The sequence below is a fragment of the Reyranella massiliensis 521 genome (assembly GCF_000312425.1).
Taxonomy (GTDB): Bacteria; Pseudomonadota; Alphaproteobacteria; order Reyranellales; family Reyranellaceae; genus Reyranella; species Reyranella massiliensis.
On the sequence record NZ_HE997181.1, the window covers coordinates 5134391 to 5149148 of the forward strand.

Consider the following 14758-nt stretch of genomic DNA (forward strand, 5'->3'; position numbering starts at 1 on the left):
GAGGGCGAGCCGATTCGCTGCGGTTTCTGTTTCTGACCCACGGATTCCGCGGGAAAGCGCGTTTTGTTCTCATCTTATGCTGCACCTGCGAAGGCGCAGAAACGGTCCAGGAAACAGAATTTCAAACCCCATTTCTTCAAGAAATATCAGAGCGTTAACAAGCCATTCCTGAGATTCACATTCGAGGGAAAAATTTGGAAATGACAGGATGGGTAGGTAACGTACTATCAATGGGTAGTGGGGAGTGACGAGCTCCTCGCAATATCTAGGTGTCTTCCACAGAGTGTTCTTTCCACAACTGTGGACAAAAAGAAAAAGGGGACCGCAAGTGTTTGATGTCGTTCAAGTTCGCAGCGGTGCACGGGTTGTTACCGACTCCTCTCGGGACGCCCGCTTGACGGCCTTCGGCAAGGCAACTCTGACCGACCGGTATCTTCTGCCTGGCGAAAATTACCAGGAGATGTTTGCGCGCGTCGCCTCGGCCTATGCCGACGATGATGCCCACGCGCAGCGTCTTTACGACTACATCAGCAATCTGTGGTTCATGCCGGCCACGCCCGTTCTCAGCAATGGGGGGACCAGCCGCGGTCTGCCGATCTCCTGCTTCCTCAACGAGGCGAACGACAGCCTCGAAGGGATCGTCGGCCTGTGGAACGAGAACGTCTGGCTGGCGGCGCGTGGCGGCGGCATCGGCTCCTACTGGGGCAACCTGCGCTCGATCGGCGAAAAGGTCGGCCTGAACGGCAAGACCTCGGGCGTCGTGCCCTTCATCCGCGTGATGGATTCGCTGACGCTCGCCATCAGCCAGGGCTCGCTGCGCCGCGGCTCGGCGGCCGTCTATCTGCCGGTGAACCATCCCGAGATCGAGGAGTTCATCGAGATCCGTCGCCCGACCGGCGGCGATCCCAACCGCAAGGCGCTGAACCTGCATCACGGCCTGCTGATCTCCGACGCCTTCATGCGCGCCGTGGAGAACGACGAGGAGTGGGCGCTGGTCAGCCCGAAGGACGGTGCCGTCCAGCGCAAGGTCTCGGCCCGCCATCTCTGGATCCGGATACTGACGGCGCGCATCGAGACCGGCGAGCCGTACCTGGTGTTCGTCGACCACGTGAATAATGCACGGCCGGAGCATCACAAGCTGGCGGGCCTCGAGGTCAAGACCTCGAACCTGTGCAGCGAGATCACCCTGCCGACGGGCGTCGACCACCACGGCAAGCAGCGCACCGCCGTGTGCTGCCTCTCCTCGCTCAATCTCGAGACCTACCTCGAGTGGCACGAGCATCCGCACTTCATCGAGGACGTGATGCGTTTCCTCGACAACGTGCTGCAGGGCTTCATCGACAATGCCGGCACTGACTTTGCGCGCGCGACCTATGCCGCGATGCGCGAGCGTTCGGTCGGCCTCGGTGTCATGGGCTTCCACTCCTTCCTGCAGGCCAACGGCATTCCGCTCGAATCCGTGATGGCCAAGGTGTGGAACAAGAAGATGTTCAAGCACATCCGTGGCCAGTGCGACGAGGCGTCGAAGACGCTCGCCAGCGAACGCGGCGCCTGCCCGGACGCGGCCGACTTCGGCGTGGCCGAGCGCTTCTCGAACAAGCTTGCCATCGCGCCGACCGCCTCGATCTCGATCATCTGCGGCGGCGCGTCGCCCGGCATCGAGCCGTCGGCAGCCAACGTCTACAACCACAAGACCCTGTCGGGCTCCTTCGTAGTGCGCAACCCCTACCTCGAGAAGCTGCTGGAGCAGAGGGGCAAGAACGACGAGGACACCTGGACTTCGGTCACCACGAACCAGGGCTCGGTGCAGCATCTCGACTGCCTCGACGATCACGAGAAGGCCGTGTTCAAGACTGCTTTCGAAATCGATCAGCGTTGGCTGGTCGAGCACGCGGCCGACCGCACGCCCTATATCTGCCAGAGCCAGTCGCTGAACCTCTTCCTGCCGGCCGACGTGCATAAGCGCGACCTGCACCAGATCCACATGATGGCCTGGAAGCGCGGCGTGAAGAGTCTCTACTATTGCCGCTCCCTCAGCATCCAGCGCGCCGAGACCGTCGCGGGCGAAGCCCTCTCCGCGCCGCTTGGCGACCACGCTCTCTCAGCCCCCAGAACTGACGTCCCCTCTCCTCTGCCAATCGGAACACCGACGCAGAGCAACGACTACGAAGAGTGCCTTAGCTGTCAGTAAACTCGAGTCGCCCCCTGTAGCGTCTCCGGATTCGTTCCGAAGTCGCTACGGGAGCTTTTTCGTCTCCGCGTTTTTGTCTTCACGCTCCGACCAGGCGGGTCCGTGCCATGTCCCTTCTCGACGCCAAGCCGATCTACAAGCCGTTCCACTATCCCTGGGCCTACGACGCCTGGCTTACGCAGCAGCGCATTCACTGGTTGCCCGAGGAAGTGCCGTTGGCCGACGACGTCAAGGACTGGCGCAACAAGCTCAGCGACAGCGAACGTCATCTGCTGACGCAGATCTTCCGCTTCTTCACCCAGGCCGACGTCGAAGTGAACAACTGCTACATGCGGCACTATTCGCGGGTCTTCAAACCCACGGAAGTGCAGATGATGCTGGCCGCCTTCTCGGCGATGGAGACTGTGCACGTCGCCGCCTACAGCCATCTGCTCGACACGATCGGCATGCCCGAGACAGAGTATTCGGCCTTCCTCCACGTCAAGGAGATGAAGGACAAGTACGACTACATGCAGGAGTTCAACGTCGACTCGAAGCCCGCGATCGCCAAGACCCTGGCGGTGTTCGGCGCCTTCACCGAAGGCCTGCAGCTCTTTGCCTCGTTCGCGATGCTCATGAACTTCCCGCGCTTCAATAAAATGAAGGGCATGGGCCAGATCGTGTCGTGGTCGGTGCGCGACGAGACGCTTCATTGCAATTCGATCGTCCGCCTGTTTCGCACGTTCGTGCACGAGAATCCCGAGATCTGGACGGAAGAGCTGCAGCGCGAGATCTACGTCGCCTGTTCGACCATCGTCGACCACGAGGACGCCTTTATCGACCTCGCCTTCGAAATGGGCGGCATCGAGGGCATGACCGCGATCGACGTGAAGCGCTACATCCGCTATATCGCCGACCGACGCCTGACCCAGCTCAGCCTGCAGCCGATCTATCGCCAGGATGCGAAGAATCCGCTGCCCTGGATGGACCAGATGCTGAACGCCATCGAGCACACCAACTTCTTCGAGAACCGCGCGACGGAGTACTCGAAGGCTTCGACGCGCGGCACCTGGGACGAAGCGTTCGGCTAACGCGGCGCAAGCCGTCCCGCCGAACTTCAGTGCACTACATCAACGATGACAGATGTGGTGCCGCTCCAATTCCCGAACGACTCCGCTGATTGACGTTGATCAGCCGACATACTTGGCTACCTCGGCGCTTCCCTTGCGGCGCTCGAGTTCCTCCGCGACCGCGGCGGGCACGCAGACCTTGTTCACGGGATTGAGAACCGTTCCAAGGGATTTCGCGATGACCAACGCGACGGGGATGCCGACGATGGACAGGCACAACAGAACGACCTGGATGGTGTTGATCACCACGAAAACCAGTCCAAAGGGTATGTAGAGGATCATGATGATCGTCGAATAGGCCTGCCAGGCTGCGTTCCGGTCGCCTTTGAGGTTCTTGTTGTCGACCATCGCTCGCCCGAAGGGGGCGAAGAGGAACTTGCCGAATTCCATGAGGCCGAGGCCAATCGGCGCCGTGACGACCAGAGCCGTCAATAGCAGTCCCAGCAGCCAGTAGATAGCCGCGGTCACGAAACCCAGAAATGGGAAATGCCAGAGGATGTTGCCAAGCGTTCGCACTAGTCTTCTCTCCCGTTAGACCTGCGGCGGTTCTTTCTCGTGCCCGCAATGGTAGTATTTATATACCGCTTTCTACTCGTGGGAAAGTCGGTTGGCATTCGCGGTAGGAGTGGTGCTGTCGTCTACGCTTGCAGGCGCTTGGCCTTTGCCGCTTCGAAGGCCGCCAGCCGTTCGACGAACTTGCCGTTGGCGGTATCGGCGGCGGTTGCAATCGCGGGCTTGGGAATCGTCTCGTAGAAGTGGCAGGCGACGCGGTGGCCGTCGCCGGCATCCCTTAGCTCGGGCTGTTCCTGCTTGCAGCGCGGCTGGGCGTGCTGGCAGCGCGTGTGGAAGCGGCAGCCCGACGGTGGGGCGAAGGGCGAGGGCACGTCGCCTGCCAGCAGGACGCGCTCCTTGCGTACACTGGGATCGGGCCGCGGGATCGCCGACAGCAAGGCTTGCGTATAGGGATGCAGGGGCCGGTCGTAGAGGTCGCGCTTGCTCGCGATCTCGACGAGCTGGCCGAGATACATCACCGCCACGCGGTCGCTGATGTGCTTCACCACGGCAAGGTCGTGGGCGATGAACAGATAGGAGAGGCCGAAGCGCTGCTGCAGGTTCTGCAGCAGGTTGACGATCTGCGCCTGGATCGAGACGTCGAGCGCCGACACCGGCTCGTCGCAGATGATCAGGTCGGGATTGACCGCTAGCGCGCGGGCGATGCCGATCCGCTGGCGCTGGCCTCCCGAGAATTGATGCGGGTAGCGCCTTGCATGCTCGGGCAGCAGGCCGACCACGTCGAGCAGGTCCCGCACCCGCTTCCCGCGTTCGGCCTCGGTGTGAAGGTCGTGCACCGCCATTGGCTCGGCCAGGATCTCGCCCACGGTCATGCGCGGGTTCAGCGAGGCATAGGGGTCCTGGAAGATGATCTGCATGTGACGGCGCAGCCGGCGCAGCGACTGCTTGTCGAGTCCGGCGATCTCCTCGCCCTTGAAGCGCACGGAGCCGGCCGTCGGGTCCATCAGGCGCAGCACGAGGCGGCCGGTCGTCGACTTGCCGCAACCCGACTCGCCCACGAGCGCCAATGTCTCGCCGCGCGCGATCTCGAAGCTCACGCCCTCGACCGCCCGGACCATGCCGATCACCTTACGGCGGATCAGGCCGCGGGCGACGGGGAAGTGCTTGACCAGGCCATCTACCTGAAGCACGGGCGTCGATGCGCTGCTCATGCCGTCGCTCCTGCCAGTTCGACGGGCGCCTTCCAGCAGGCCACGCGATGATCGGTTCCGATGCCGCGCAGCGGCGGTGGCTCAGCATGACAGCGCGTGTCGGCGAAGGGGCAGCGCGGCGCGAACCGGCACCCCTTGGGCTGGTTGTTCGGACTGGGTACCGTGCCTTCGATGGTCGACAGCCGCTCGCGATCGATCTCGATGCGCGGGATCGAGCCCAGCAGACCGATCGTGTAGGGATGCTGCGGGTCGGCGAAGAGGGCGGCGACCGGCGCGCTTTCCACGATCTTGCCGGCGTACATCACCAGTACCTCGTCAGCGACCTCGGCGATCACCCCGAGATCGTGGGTGATGATCAGGATCGCCATGCCAAGGCGGCGCTGCAGGTCCTGAAGCAGGTCGAGGATCTGCGCCTGAATGGTGACGTCGAGCGCCGTCGTAGGTTCGTCGGCAATCAGCAGCGCCGGCTCGCAGGCCAGCGCCATGGCGATCATCACCCGCTGGCGCATGCCGCCCGACAGGCGGTGCGGATAATCATCGACCCGCTCGGCGGCGGAGGGGATGCGCACGAGGTCGAGCATTTCGATGGCGCGTGCCTTGGCGGCCGCCGGCGACAGCGTCGTATGAGCCAGAATCGCCTCGACGATCTGCTGCCCGATCGTGTGTACCGGGTTGAGCGAGGTCATCGGCTCCTGGAAGATCATCGACATCTTGCCGCCGCGCAGCTTGCGGCGTTCGTCGGCCGAAAGGCCGAGCACATTGCGGCCCTCGAAGCTGATGGCATCGGCGTCGACCTGGCCGGGTGGACTCGCGACCAGGCCCATGACCGACAGCGAGGTCACGCTCTTGCCGCAGCCCGACTCGCCGACCAGCCCGACGGTGCGGCCGCGTTCGACGGAAAAGTCGATGCCGTCGACCGCGCGAAACAGGCCGCGGTCCGTGTGGAAGTGTGTCCGGAGACCGCGGACGTCCAGGAGCTTGTCCATCAGAAGGAGTAATCCAGGCCCTTGTAGAAGGTGTTCTGGTAGAGCATGTGCGGCCGCACGCCCTTCAACTTCTTCAAGCTGGTGGTGTACATCGCGATGTTCATCACCGGCATCCAGAGATGCTCCTCGGTCACGCGCTGCTGGGCGAGCGCATAGTACTTGGCGCGGTCGGCGTCGGTGATCGAAGCGCGGCCCATCTTCAGATACTCGTCCGTCTTGGGGTCGTTCCAGTTCATGCGGTTCGGCGCCGGCATGTTCTTGGAGTCGAAGTAGAAGTTCAGCAGGTCGCCGGAGGAGATGTAGGGGAACGTCACCGTCCAGAGTTCAAAGTCCTGCTTGGCCATTTCCGCCGGCGCGATGGTCGAATCGTAGCCGACGATCTTCCAGTCGATGCCGATCTTGCGCATGTAGCCCTGGATCGCTTCGGAAACGCGCGGGAAGTAGGAGACCTGCGTGAACAGCACGCGCGGCGCCAGCTTGACGCCGTCCTTTTCGCGGATGCCGTCGCTGCCGACCTTCCAGCCGGCTTCGTCGAGCAGCTTCTTCGCCCGCTCGACATCCTCCTTGATGATGTTCTTGGTCGAGTCGGCGAAGTCGAGCGCTTTGGGATCAATGAAGGTGTAAGCCGGCGTTGCGTTACCCAGCATGATGCCCTTGGTGATGTCGGCGCGGTTGATGGCGATGTTCATCGCCTCGCGCACGCGCTTGTCCGCCACCATCGGCCGCGTGGTCTTGTAGCCGTAGTACATGAGCTGGAAGTTTGGCGTCGCCTCCTGGACATTGAGGTTGGGCGACGCCTTGACCTGCTGGATGAACTGCAGCGGGATCTGGTGCGTGACGTCGAACTGGCCGCCCATCATGGCGGCGACCCGGCTCGAATCCTCCGGCACGATCTTGATCGAGAGCCTCTCGAACTTCACCGGCCCCTTGTTCTGGTACATCGAGGGGCCCCACTTGTAGGCATCGTGCCTCTTCAGCACGATCTCCGTACGTGGCGTCCAGGAGTCGAAGCACCATGGGCCGGTGCCGTCGATTGCCTTGACGCCGTAATCCTTGCCCAGCGCCTCCACGCTCTCCTTGTTGTGGATGGCAGTCGTGAACATGGTGAGCTGCAGCAGCAGGTCGGCAAACGGTTCGTTCAGTTCGTATTCGACCGTGTAGGGATCGGGTGCGCGCAGCTCCTTGATATTGCCGGCGCGCCAGGCGAGCGGCGCCTTGAGTTCGGGGCTGGTCAACCGCTTGAAGGAATAGATCACATCCTCGGCAGTGAACTTCTTGCCGCTGCAGAAGGTCACGTCGTCGCGCAGCTTGAAGGTGTAGAGCTTGCCGTCGGGGCTGACGGTCCAGGACTTGGCGAGGTAGGGGATCGCCGTCTTGCCGTCCCAGTCCATGGCCACCAGTGTGTCCTGGAACATGTTGACGATGTCGGACGTCGGCGACCATGTCGTGCGCTGGCCATCATAGTGCGGGGCATCGAGCGACTTCATCATCTTGAGGGTCTGCGCCTCCGACGCCGCGGAGAGGCCGACCATACCAAGCAACGCTGCTACGCTTTTGAAGAGAGTACGCATCGTCGTTTCCTCGCCTTCTGGTTCGTCAGTGTGCGTCCTGTTCAGAAATTGACGTCCGGCCGTTTGTCGAAGGTGTTCAATACGAATGCCGCAGGCAGAACGGGTCCGATCATTGTTGCAGCCTCGGATCGAGGACGTCGCGGAACGCGTCGCCCAGAAGATTGGCGGCCAGCACGATGACGAAGATCGCGAAGCTCGGGATCGTTGCGATGTGCGGTGCCATGAAGAGAAAGTCTCGGCCTTGGGCGGCCATCATGCCGAGTTCGGCGGTCGGCGGTTGCGCACCCATGCCGAGAAAGCCGAGCGCCGATCCGATCAGGATGATCTGGCCGAATCGCAAGGTGAGGAAGACGAAGATGGTCGAGATGCAGTTCAGCGTCAGGTAGCGCCAGATCAGGGTGCGGTCGGAGACGCCGACGGCGCGGCCGGCTTCCATGAACTCCTGTCCCATCACGCCGACGGCCGAGCCGCGTGCGACGCGCGCCACGTCGGGCACGGTGGCCACCACCAGCGCAATCACCACGGCGGTGAGGCCGGCGCCGAAGATCGCGGCGACCGCGAGACCGATCAGGATCGCCGGAAAGGCCAGCATCACGTCGACCAGCCGCATGATCCAGCCATCGGCCCGCGGATAGTAGGCGGCGAGGATGCCGAGCACGCCGCCCAGGAACCCGCCGATGATCACCCCGATCAACCCCAGCATCAGCGTGTTGCGCGTGCCGTAGAGGACGCGGCTCAGGATGTCGCGGCCGGTGTTGTCGGTGCCGAACCAGTGCTCGGCGCTGGGCGGCTGCATCACCTTCGTGAGATCGGTGAGATAGGGATCGTAGGGCGCCACGACGGGGGCGAAGACAGCGGCCAGCACGATGAGCGTGAGAGCAATCCCGGCCAGGGCGGCGACCTTGTCCCGCATCAGCCGGCGCAGCACGCCGGAGCGGGAGAGCAGGCCAGTCTCTTCGGCAGGCGCGGCCGTGTCGAGGGTTTCGGCGCTCATGTCCGCTGTACCCGAGGATCGAGATAGACGTAGAGGATGTCGACCAGCAGGTTGATCGACAGGAAGGCAATCGCGAGGATCATGATCGCCCCCTGTGCCGTCGGAAAATCACTCGAGACGATGGCGCCGACCGCCAGACGACCGACGCCCGGCCAGGAGAACATGGTCTCGGTCACGACCGCGCCGCCCAGCAGGAACGCCGCCTGCAGGCCGATCAGGGTCACCACCGGGATCAGCGCATTGCGCAGCGCGTGGTGCACGATCACCACCGTCTCGCGCAGGCCCTTGGCACGGGCAGTGCGCACGAAGTCGGCACCCAGCACTTCGAGCACCGCCGTGCGAGTCAGCCGCGCGATCGGCCCGATCAGGACGCTGCCCAATGTCAGCGCCGGCAGCACCAGGCTGGGCAGGCCGCCATCCCAGATGGGGCCGGTGCGGCCGGTAAATGGGAACAGGCCCCATTTGAAGCCCATGTACTGGATCAGGATCAGGCCGATGAAGAATATCGGCATGGAAACGCCGGCGACCGAGAAGGCCATGATGATGCGGTCGATGATGGTGCCGCGCCGCACGGCGGCGAGCGTGCCGAGCGCCAGTCCGATCGGGACGGCGAGCAGCATGCCGCCCAGCATCAACTCGATAGTCGGGCCGATGGTCAGCGCGAGTTCCTCGCTCACCATCTTGTTGGAGATGATCGAGCGGCCGAGATCGCCGCGCAGGACGCGGCCGATATACTCGGCGAACTGAACGGGGATGGGCCGGTCGAGGCCGAGTTCTTCGCGAATGGCGGCAATGGTCTCGGCCTTGGCGTCGGGGCCGGCGATGATCATCGCCGGATCGGCCGGCACAACCTGCAGGAGACAGAAGCACAGGAAAAGAACCCCGAGCAATGCGGGGAACGAGACCAGCAGGCGGTGGACGATTTGTCTTCCCATGCGCCGTCCTCGGACCGAACTCAGCCATGGGGGAACGCGCCGGACTTACCGGCGTCGCTCAGACGTTCCTTCCCTAGCCGTCGCGCTTCGGTCAGCCGTGCGCGACATTGTTTGTGAAAGGAGTGTGCATGTGATCTATCGCGATGTCACGCCCACCCTCCGGCATGCGGAAGAACGTGACCAGTGATGAAACCCGCCGCGTCGGAGCAGAGAAAGCAAACCGTCGCGCCGAGTTCGTCCGATTTGCCAAGGCGTCCAAGCGGAATCTGCGCCGTCATTTTCGCCATGGCCTCGCTGTTTGCGAGCAGGGCCGGCGGAAAATAATCCGGGTTCTCGACATAGTTCGAGCCGACGGCGTTCACCGTGATGCCGTCGCGACCGAGTTCTTTCGCAAGAGAAGAAACAAGTCCGTTGGCGGCGGCGCGGGCCGAGACGTAGGGCGCGTAGTTGGCGATGCCGCGCAAGGGCGCCGCCGACGAGACGAAAACGATGCGTCCCGACTTGCGCTTGCGCATCGAGGGCGCCACGAGCTGCGTCAGCCGGAACGGCGCCACGGCCATGGCTTCGAGCGCCGCGCGATAGTCTTCGAGCCGGGCTTCGCCCAAGGGGGCTCGCAGCGCCGGATAGGCGTCGTTGTTGACCAGCGCGTCTATATGGCCGTGTCGCTTCAGGGCCAGGTCGACCAGGGTGGCAGGCTCGACCGCCGAGAGGGCATGGGCGCCGGGAAACTCGGCCTCGTACTTCCGGCGCGCGCTCGGCGCTTCGAACGAGGGATCGTGGGCCAGGACAGTCGCTCCCTGGGCCAGGGCCACGCGTGTGGTGCCGTGGCCTGCGAATTTCTCGACGTTCGTGATCAGGATCACCCGGTCTTTCAGCGGCATGGCGATTCCTCTAGGTTGCGGCCCATGACAAACGACCCCGATCCTAGCGCAGCCAGCCCCGAGGGACAGGCCCCGGCCGGCCGCGCGTCCTTCGGATTTCGCGACGTTCCGGCGGACGAAAAGGCGGGTCTGGTTGCGCGCGTCTTCGAGAGCGTGGCGCCGCGCTACGACCTGATGAACGACCTGATGTCGGGCGGCGTGCACCGGCTCTGGAAGAACGCCATGGTCGACGTGGTCCATCCGCGGCCGGGCGAGCGCATTCTGGACGTGGCGGGCGGCACCGGCGATATCGCCTTCCGCATGCTGCGCCGGCAGGGCGAGCGCCCAGACGTCACTGTTTGCGACATCAACCCCGCCATGCTGGAGGTCGGCCGCGATCGCGCCATCGACCGCGGGCTGCTGCAGGGCCTCACCTGGACCACCGGCGATGCCGAAAAGCTTCCGTTTCCGGACCGCTCCTTCGACGCCTACACGATCGCCTTCGGCCTGCGTAACGTGACCGACATCGACAAGGCGCTGGCCGACGCCTATCGCGTGCTGAAACCGGGCGGGCGCTTCTTCTGCCTGGAGTTCAGCAAGGTGACGTCGGCGCCGGTCGGCCGCCTCTACGACGCCTATTCGGAACGTGCCCTGCCGTTCTTCGGCAAGGTCATTGCCAAGGACGCCGAGTCCTACCGCTATCTCCATGAGAGTATTCGTCGTTTTCCGCCGCAGCGCGAGCTGGCGGCGCGCATGCGTGCGGTAGGCTTCGCGAATGTCAGCTGGCGCGACATGTCGCTGGGTGTCGTCGCGCTGCACCAGGGCTGGCGCATCTAGATGTTCCGTGCTCTTCGCAATGGCTGGCGCCTGCTGCGCATGGCGCTGCGCTTCGCCCGCCACGATGCGCTGTTTCCGCTGGAAACACTCGGCATCGCGCCGGCGCTGATCGCGTGGGCGCGGCTCTTTGCACTCAGGCGCGATTCGCGGCGGCCGGGCGAACGCCTGGCGGAGGCGCTGCAGGAGATGGGGCCGTCCTTCATCAAGCTCGGACAGGCGCTGTCGACGCGTGCAGACCTTCTGAGCGAGGGCGTCGCCGCCGATCTCGCGCGATTGCAGGATCATCTGCCGGCTTTCTCCGGTGGCGAGGCGCGTCGCATCATCGAGGCCGAGCTTGGCCAACCTATCGACGCGATCTTCTCGAGCTTCGACGATGTGCCAATAGCCGCCGCCTCGATCGCCCAGGTGCATTTCGCCGTCACGACCGATGGCCGCGACGTCGCGGTCAAGGTCCTGCGACCCGGCATCGAGAAGGCCTTCGAGCGCGACCTCGATCTCTTCTACTGGATGGCCGAACTGGTCGAGCGTACCCAGCCACGGTTTCGCCGGCTGAAGCCGGTCGATTCGGTACGAGCTTTCGCGGACGTGGTGCGGGTCGAGATGGACCTGCGCATGGAAGCAGCGGCGGCCGAGGAACTCGGCGAGAATTTCACCGACCATCCCGACTACCGCGCCCCGAAGATCGATTGGGACCGTACCGCCGAGCGCGTCATGACCCAGGAACGGGTCGACGGTACGCCCATCGGCGACCGCGACGCTATCATCGCCGCCGGGCACGATCCCGACATCATCATGAAGAAGTGTGCCGAAGCCTTCTTCTATCAAGTGTTCCGCGACGGCTTCTTCCATGCCGACATGCACGGCGGTAACGCCTTCGTCGATCGCGAGGGCTGCATCGTGCCGGTCGATTTCGGCATCATGGGCCGGGTCGACGAAGCTACGCGCGGCTATCTCGCCGAGTTGCTTGTCGCCTTCCTGCGGCGGGACTATCGCGCCGTGGCCGAGGTCCAGTTTCGCGCGGGCTATGTGCCGCCCGACCAGTCGGTCGAGACTTTTGCCCAGGCCTGTCGTTCGATCGGCGAGCCGATCTTCGGCAAGCCCAGCCACGAAATCTCGATCGCCCGCCTGCTGGCGCAGATGCTGCGCGTCACCGAACAGTTCGAGATGAGCGCGCAGCCGCAGCTCCTGCTGCTGCAGAAGACGATGCTGATGGCCGAGGGGATGGGCACCAAGCTCAACCCGCACGTCAACATCTGGGAGCTGGCGCGGCCGTTGATCGAGGATTGGATGGTCACGCATTTCGGGCCGCGCGCCACCGTCGGCCGCGCTGTCGAAGACCTGACGCAAGGCCTGCGTCGCGTGCCGCGGCTGATCGACAGCCTGCTTCTTGTCGCCGAGCATGAACGCCGCAAGGCGGAGCGCGCCGCCTCCGAATCGCCGTCGGTCAGTCGCTGGCGCCCGGGCTTCTCGGAAGTCGTCGCCATCCTCGCCCTGATCGCCGCCATCGCAGCCTGGTGGCATTGAGACCAAGCGTGCGCCTCGCGAAGAGCTGACGGAATGTCTGCCGTCGATATCGTCGTCGGTCTTTCCGTCTTCCTGCTGGCAGGGACGGTGAAGGGGCTGGTCGGGCTTGGCCTGCCGGCGATCTCGATCGCGCTGATGTCGCTCTACCTGCCGCTGCCCGAGGCGATCGCGCTGATCTCGCTGCCGACCATCTTCACCAACATCTGGCAGGCCTCGGTGGGCGGCAAGTTCAAGGTGATCGTACGCCGCCAGTGGCCGCTCATCGTGCCGCTTGCGGTGGTCCTCTACCTGACTGTCTGGCTGCTCGGACAGAAGGGGCCAAACTGGGCCTTTCTGGTTCTGGGGACCGTGCTCATCGCCTACAGCACCCTCGGCCTGTTCCGCATCCGGCTTCACATCCATGCCGATCTCGAACGGCCGTTGGCGCCGGTGATAGGCACCGTTTCGGGCTTCATCGCCGGACTGGTCGGCGTGCCGGTGGTGCCGCTGATGCCTTATCTGCAGGGGCTCGACATCAAGCCTTCGGAGCTGGTCCAGACCCTGGGCGTGGTCCTCTGCGCCACTTCTTTCGCGCTGACGGCCTCGCTGCTGTTCTTCGGCCTGCTCGATGGCCCGCGCGCCCTTGTTTCCGCGGCCGCGGTCGCACCGGCCGTCGCCGGGATGTGGCTCGGCCAGCAGATTCGCTCCCGGCTCTCGGTCGAGCAGTTCCGTCTGGCCGTCTTCTGGGCGCTCCTTCTGACAGGCGTCTACACTTTCGCCACCCAGCTCTTGTGATAATCTTAGCGGCATGTTGCATGGCAAGCGCGTCCTATTGATCGTCACGGGGGGTATCGCGGCGTTCAAGTCGTTGGACCTGATCAGACGGCTGCGGGAGCGCGGCGCATCGGTGCGCTGCGTCCTGACCGAGGCTGGCGCGAAATTCGTGACACCCCTCTCCCTGCAGGCCCTGACCGAGGAAAAGGTCTACAGCGACATGTTCTCGCTGACCGACGAGAGCGAGATGGGCCACATCCAGCTCTCGCGCGACGCCGACCTTCTGGTCGTCGCACCGGCGACGGCGAACATCCTGGCGCGCATGGCCGCCGGCATGGCCGACGATCTCGCCGCCACCGTCTTGCTCGCCACCGACAAGCCCGTGCTCGCCGCGCCGGCGATGAACGTGCGTATGTGGACCCACGCAGCGACTGTGGCCAATGTCGAGACGCTGAAGAAGCGCGGCGTCACCTTCGTGGGCCCCAACGAGGGGGCCATGGCGTGCAACGAATTCGGGCCGGGCCGCATGTCCGAACCGCTCGAGATCGTGGCGGCCATCGAGGCGCTGCTGACAAGCGAGAAGCCGCTGGCCGGCCGGCGCGCGCTCGTGACCTCGGGGCCGACGCGCGAGGCGCTCGATCCCGTGCGCTACATTTCCAACCATTCCTCGGGCAAGCAGGGCCATGCCATCGCCCACGCGCTGGCCCGGCTCGGTGCCGACGTGACCCTGGTGAGCGGCCCGGTCGTGGTGCCCGATCCGGCCGGCGTGCGCGTGGTGCGCGTGGACTCGGCCGATCAAATGCTGGCGGCCTGTCTGGCGGCCGGTGCCGTCGATGTCGCGGTCTGCGCCGCCGCCGTGGCCGACTGGAAGGCGGCCAAGCCGGCCACCGCCAAGATCAAGAAGAAGACGGGCGCCCAGCCGCCGGCGCTGGAACTGGCGCCCAACCCCGATATTCTGGCGACTCTTTCCAAGCCGGGAGCCAAGCGGCCGGGGCTGGTCGTGGGCTTTGCCGCCGAAACCGAGGAGGTCGTTGCCAACGCCATCGAGAAGCGTACGCGTAAGGGCTGCGATTGGATCGTCGCCAACGACGTGTCGCCGGCCAAAGGCACCTTTGGCGGGGAGCGCAATACGGTGCATCTGATCAGCGCCAAGGGTGTCGAGGATTGGCCGACGCTTGCCAAGGAAGAGGTGGCCCTCCGGCTGGCCGGAAGGATCGCGTTGCATTTCGGGCAGCCGCCCAAGGCGCAGGCGGCGGAGTGACTCCGCTCATGGC

At 64.4% G+C, this 14758-nt stretch carries 13 protein-coding genes; 6 read left to right on the forward strand and 7 right to left on the reverse strand.

Annotated elements, in window-relative coordinates; translation table 11 throughout:
• The first annotated feature begins 394 nt into the window (after nucleotides 1-394).
• Nucleotides 395-2191, forward strand: coding sequence for a ribonucleoside-diphosphate reductase subunit alpha (locus BN60_RS25035; RefSeq protein ID WP_020698925.1), 1797 nt, complete (start codon nucleotides 395-397; stop codon nucleotides 2189-2191).
• A 107-nt stretch (nucleotides 2192-2298) separates the two neighbouring features.
• On the forward strand, nucleotides 2299-3261 hold the full coding sequence (locus tag BN60_RS25040) for a ribonucleotide-diphosphate reductase subunit beta (protein ID WP_020698926.1): 963 nt from the start codon (nucleotides 2299-2301) through the stop codon (nucleotides 3259-3261).
• Nucleotides 3262-3360: 99 nt separating this feature from the next.
• Here BN60_RS25040 and BN60_RS25045 read toward each other — a convergent pair whose 3' ends face one another.
• The 7 genes from BN60_RS25045 to BN60_RS25075 form a co-directional block, all read right to left on the reverse strand.
• On the reverse strand, nucleotides 3361-3816 hold the full coding sequence (locus BN60_RS25045; protein WP_020698927.1) for a YccF domain-containing protein: 456 nt from the start codon (nucleotides 3814-3816) through the stop codon (nucleotides 3361-3363).
• 122 nt (nucleotides 3817-3938) lie between these two features.
• Nucleotides 3939-5024: an ABC transporter ATP-binding protein gene (locus BN60_RS25050; protein ID WP_020698928.1), complete on the reverse strand. Its 1086-nt coding sequence runs from the start codon at nucleotides 5022-5024 to the stop codon at nucleotides 3939-3941.
• On the reverse strand, nucleotides 5021-6010 hold the full coding sequence (locus tag BN60_RS25055; RefSeq protein WP_020698929.1) for an ABC transporter ATP-binding protein: 990 nt from the start codon (nucleotides 6008-6010) through the stop codon (nucleotides 5021-5023). The genes BN60_RS25050 and BN60_RS25055 overlap by 4 nt, the downstream gene beginning before the upstream one ends.
• Nucleotides 6010-7581: an ABC transporter substrate-binding protein gene (locus BN60_RS25060; protein ID WP_020698930.1), complete on the reverse strand. Its 1572-nt coding sequence runs from the start codon at nucleotides 7579-7581 to the stop codon at nucleotides 6010-6012. The genes BN60_RS25055 and BN60_RS25060 overlap by 1 nt, the downstream gene beginning before the upstream one ends.
• Nucleotides 7582-7690: 109 nt before the next feature.
• Nucleotides 7691-8575: an ABC transporter permease gene (locus BN60_RS25065; RefSeq protein WP_020698931.1), complete on the reverse strand. Its 885-nt coding sequence runs from the start codon at nucleotides 8573-8575 to the stop codon at nucleotides 7691-7693.
• Nucleotides 8572-9510, reverse strand: a complete 939-nt coding sequence (locus BN60_RS25070; RefSeq protein WP_020698932.1) for an ABC transporter permease — start codon at nucleotides 9508-9510, stop codon at nucleotides 8572-8574. Before BN60_RS25070 ends, BN60_RS25065 begins: the two co-directional genes overlap by 4 nt.
• A gap of 146 nt (nucleotides 9511-9656) precedes the next feature.
• On the reverse strand, nucleotides 9657-10391 hold the full coding sequence (locus BN60_RS25075; RefSeq protein ID WP_020698933.1) for an SDR family oxidoreductase: 735 nt from the start codon (nucleotides 10389-10391) through the stop codon (nucleotides 9657-9659).
• A gap of 24 nt (nucleotides 10392-10415) precedes the next feature.
• On the opposite strand from BN60_RS25075, the gene ubiE reads away from it, so the two are divergent.
• The 4 genes from ubiE to coaBC are packed head-to-tail and all read left to right on the forward strand — an operon-like array spanning nucleotide 10416 to nucleotide 14745.
• A complete protein-coding gene (gene ubiE, locus BN60_RS25080; RefSeq protein WP_020698934.1) occupies nucleotides 10416-11207 on the forward strand; it encodes a bifunctional demethylmenaquinone methyltransferase/2-methoxy-6-polyprenyl-1,4-benzoquinol methylase UbiE in 792 nt (263 codons plus the stop codon).
• Nucleotides 11208-12731 carry a 2-polyprenylphenol 6-hydroxylase gene (ubiB, locus tag BN60_RS25085; protein ID WP_020698935.1) on the forward strand — a complete coding sequence of 508 codons (1524 nt, stop codon included), beginning with the start codon at nucleotides 11208-11210 and terminating at the stop codon, nucleotides 12729-12731.
• Between the two features lie 33 nt (nucleotides 12732-12764).
• On the forward strand, nucleotides 12765-13505 hold the full coding sequence (locus BN60_RS25090; RefSeq protein ID WP_020698936.1) for a sulfite exporter TauE/SafE family protein: 741 nt from the start codon (nucleotides 12765-12767) through the stop codon (nucleotides 13503-13505).
• 13 nt (nucleotides 13506-13518) lie between these two features.
• Entirely contained in the window at nucleotides 13519-14745 is a 1227-nt protein-coding gene (gene coaBC / locus BN60_RS25095; RefSeq protein ID WP_020698937.1) for a bifunctional phosphopantothenoylcysteine decarboxylase/phosphopantothenate--cysteine ligase CoaBC, read from the forward strand.
• Nucleotides 14746-14758: the final 13 nt, after the last annotated feature.

Bases quoted from the DNA above. Each gene is read 5' to 3' on its own strand.
- BN60_RS25075 (WP_020698933.1), bottom strand. From the start codon at position 10,391: ATGCCGCTGAAAGACCGGGTGATCCTGATCACGAACGTCGAGAAATTC.
- BN60_RS25050 (WP_020698928.1), bottom strand. From the start codon at position 5,024: ATGAGCAGCGCATCGACGCCCGTGCTTCAGGTAGATGGCCTGGTCAAG.
- BN60_RS25070 (WP_020698932.1), bottom strand. From the start codon at position 9,510: ATGGGAAGACAAATCGTCCACCGCCTGCTGGTCTCGTTCCCCGCATTG.
- BN60_RS25060 (WP_020698930.1), bottom strand. From the start codon at position 7,581: ATGCGTACTCTCTTCAAAAGCGTAGCAGCGTTGCTTGGTATGGTCGGC.
- coaBC (WP_020698937.1), top strand. From the start codon at position 13,519: ATGTTGCATGGCAAGCGCGTCCTATTGATCGTCACGGGGGGTATCGCG.
- BN60_RS25090 (WP_020698936.1), top strand. From the start codon at position 12,765: ATGTCTGCCGTCGATATCGTCGTCGGTCTTTCCGTCTTCCTGCTGGCA.
- ubiB (WP_020698935.1), top strand. From the start codon at position 11,208: ATGTTCCGTGCTCTTCGCAATGGCTGGCGCCTGCTGCGCATGGCGCTG.
- BN60_RS25065 (WP_020698931.1), bottom strand. From the start codon at position 8,575: ATGAGCGCCGAAACCCTCGACACGGCCGCGCCTGCCGAAGAGACTGGC.
- BN60_RS25040 (WP_020698926.1), top strand. From the start codon at position 2,299: ATGTCCCTTCTCGACGCCAAGCCGATCTACAAGCCGTTCCACTATCCC.
- ubiE (WP_020698934.1), top strand. From the start codon at position 10,416: ATGACAAACGACCCCGATCCTAGCGCAGCCAGCCCCGAGGGACAGGCC.
- BN60_RS25055 (WP_020698929.1), bottom strand. From the start codon at position 6,010: ATGGACAAGCTCCTGGACGTCCGCGGTCTCCGGACACACTTCCACACG.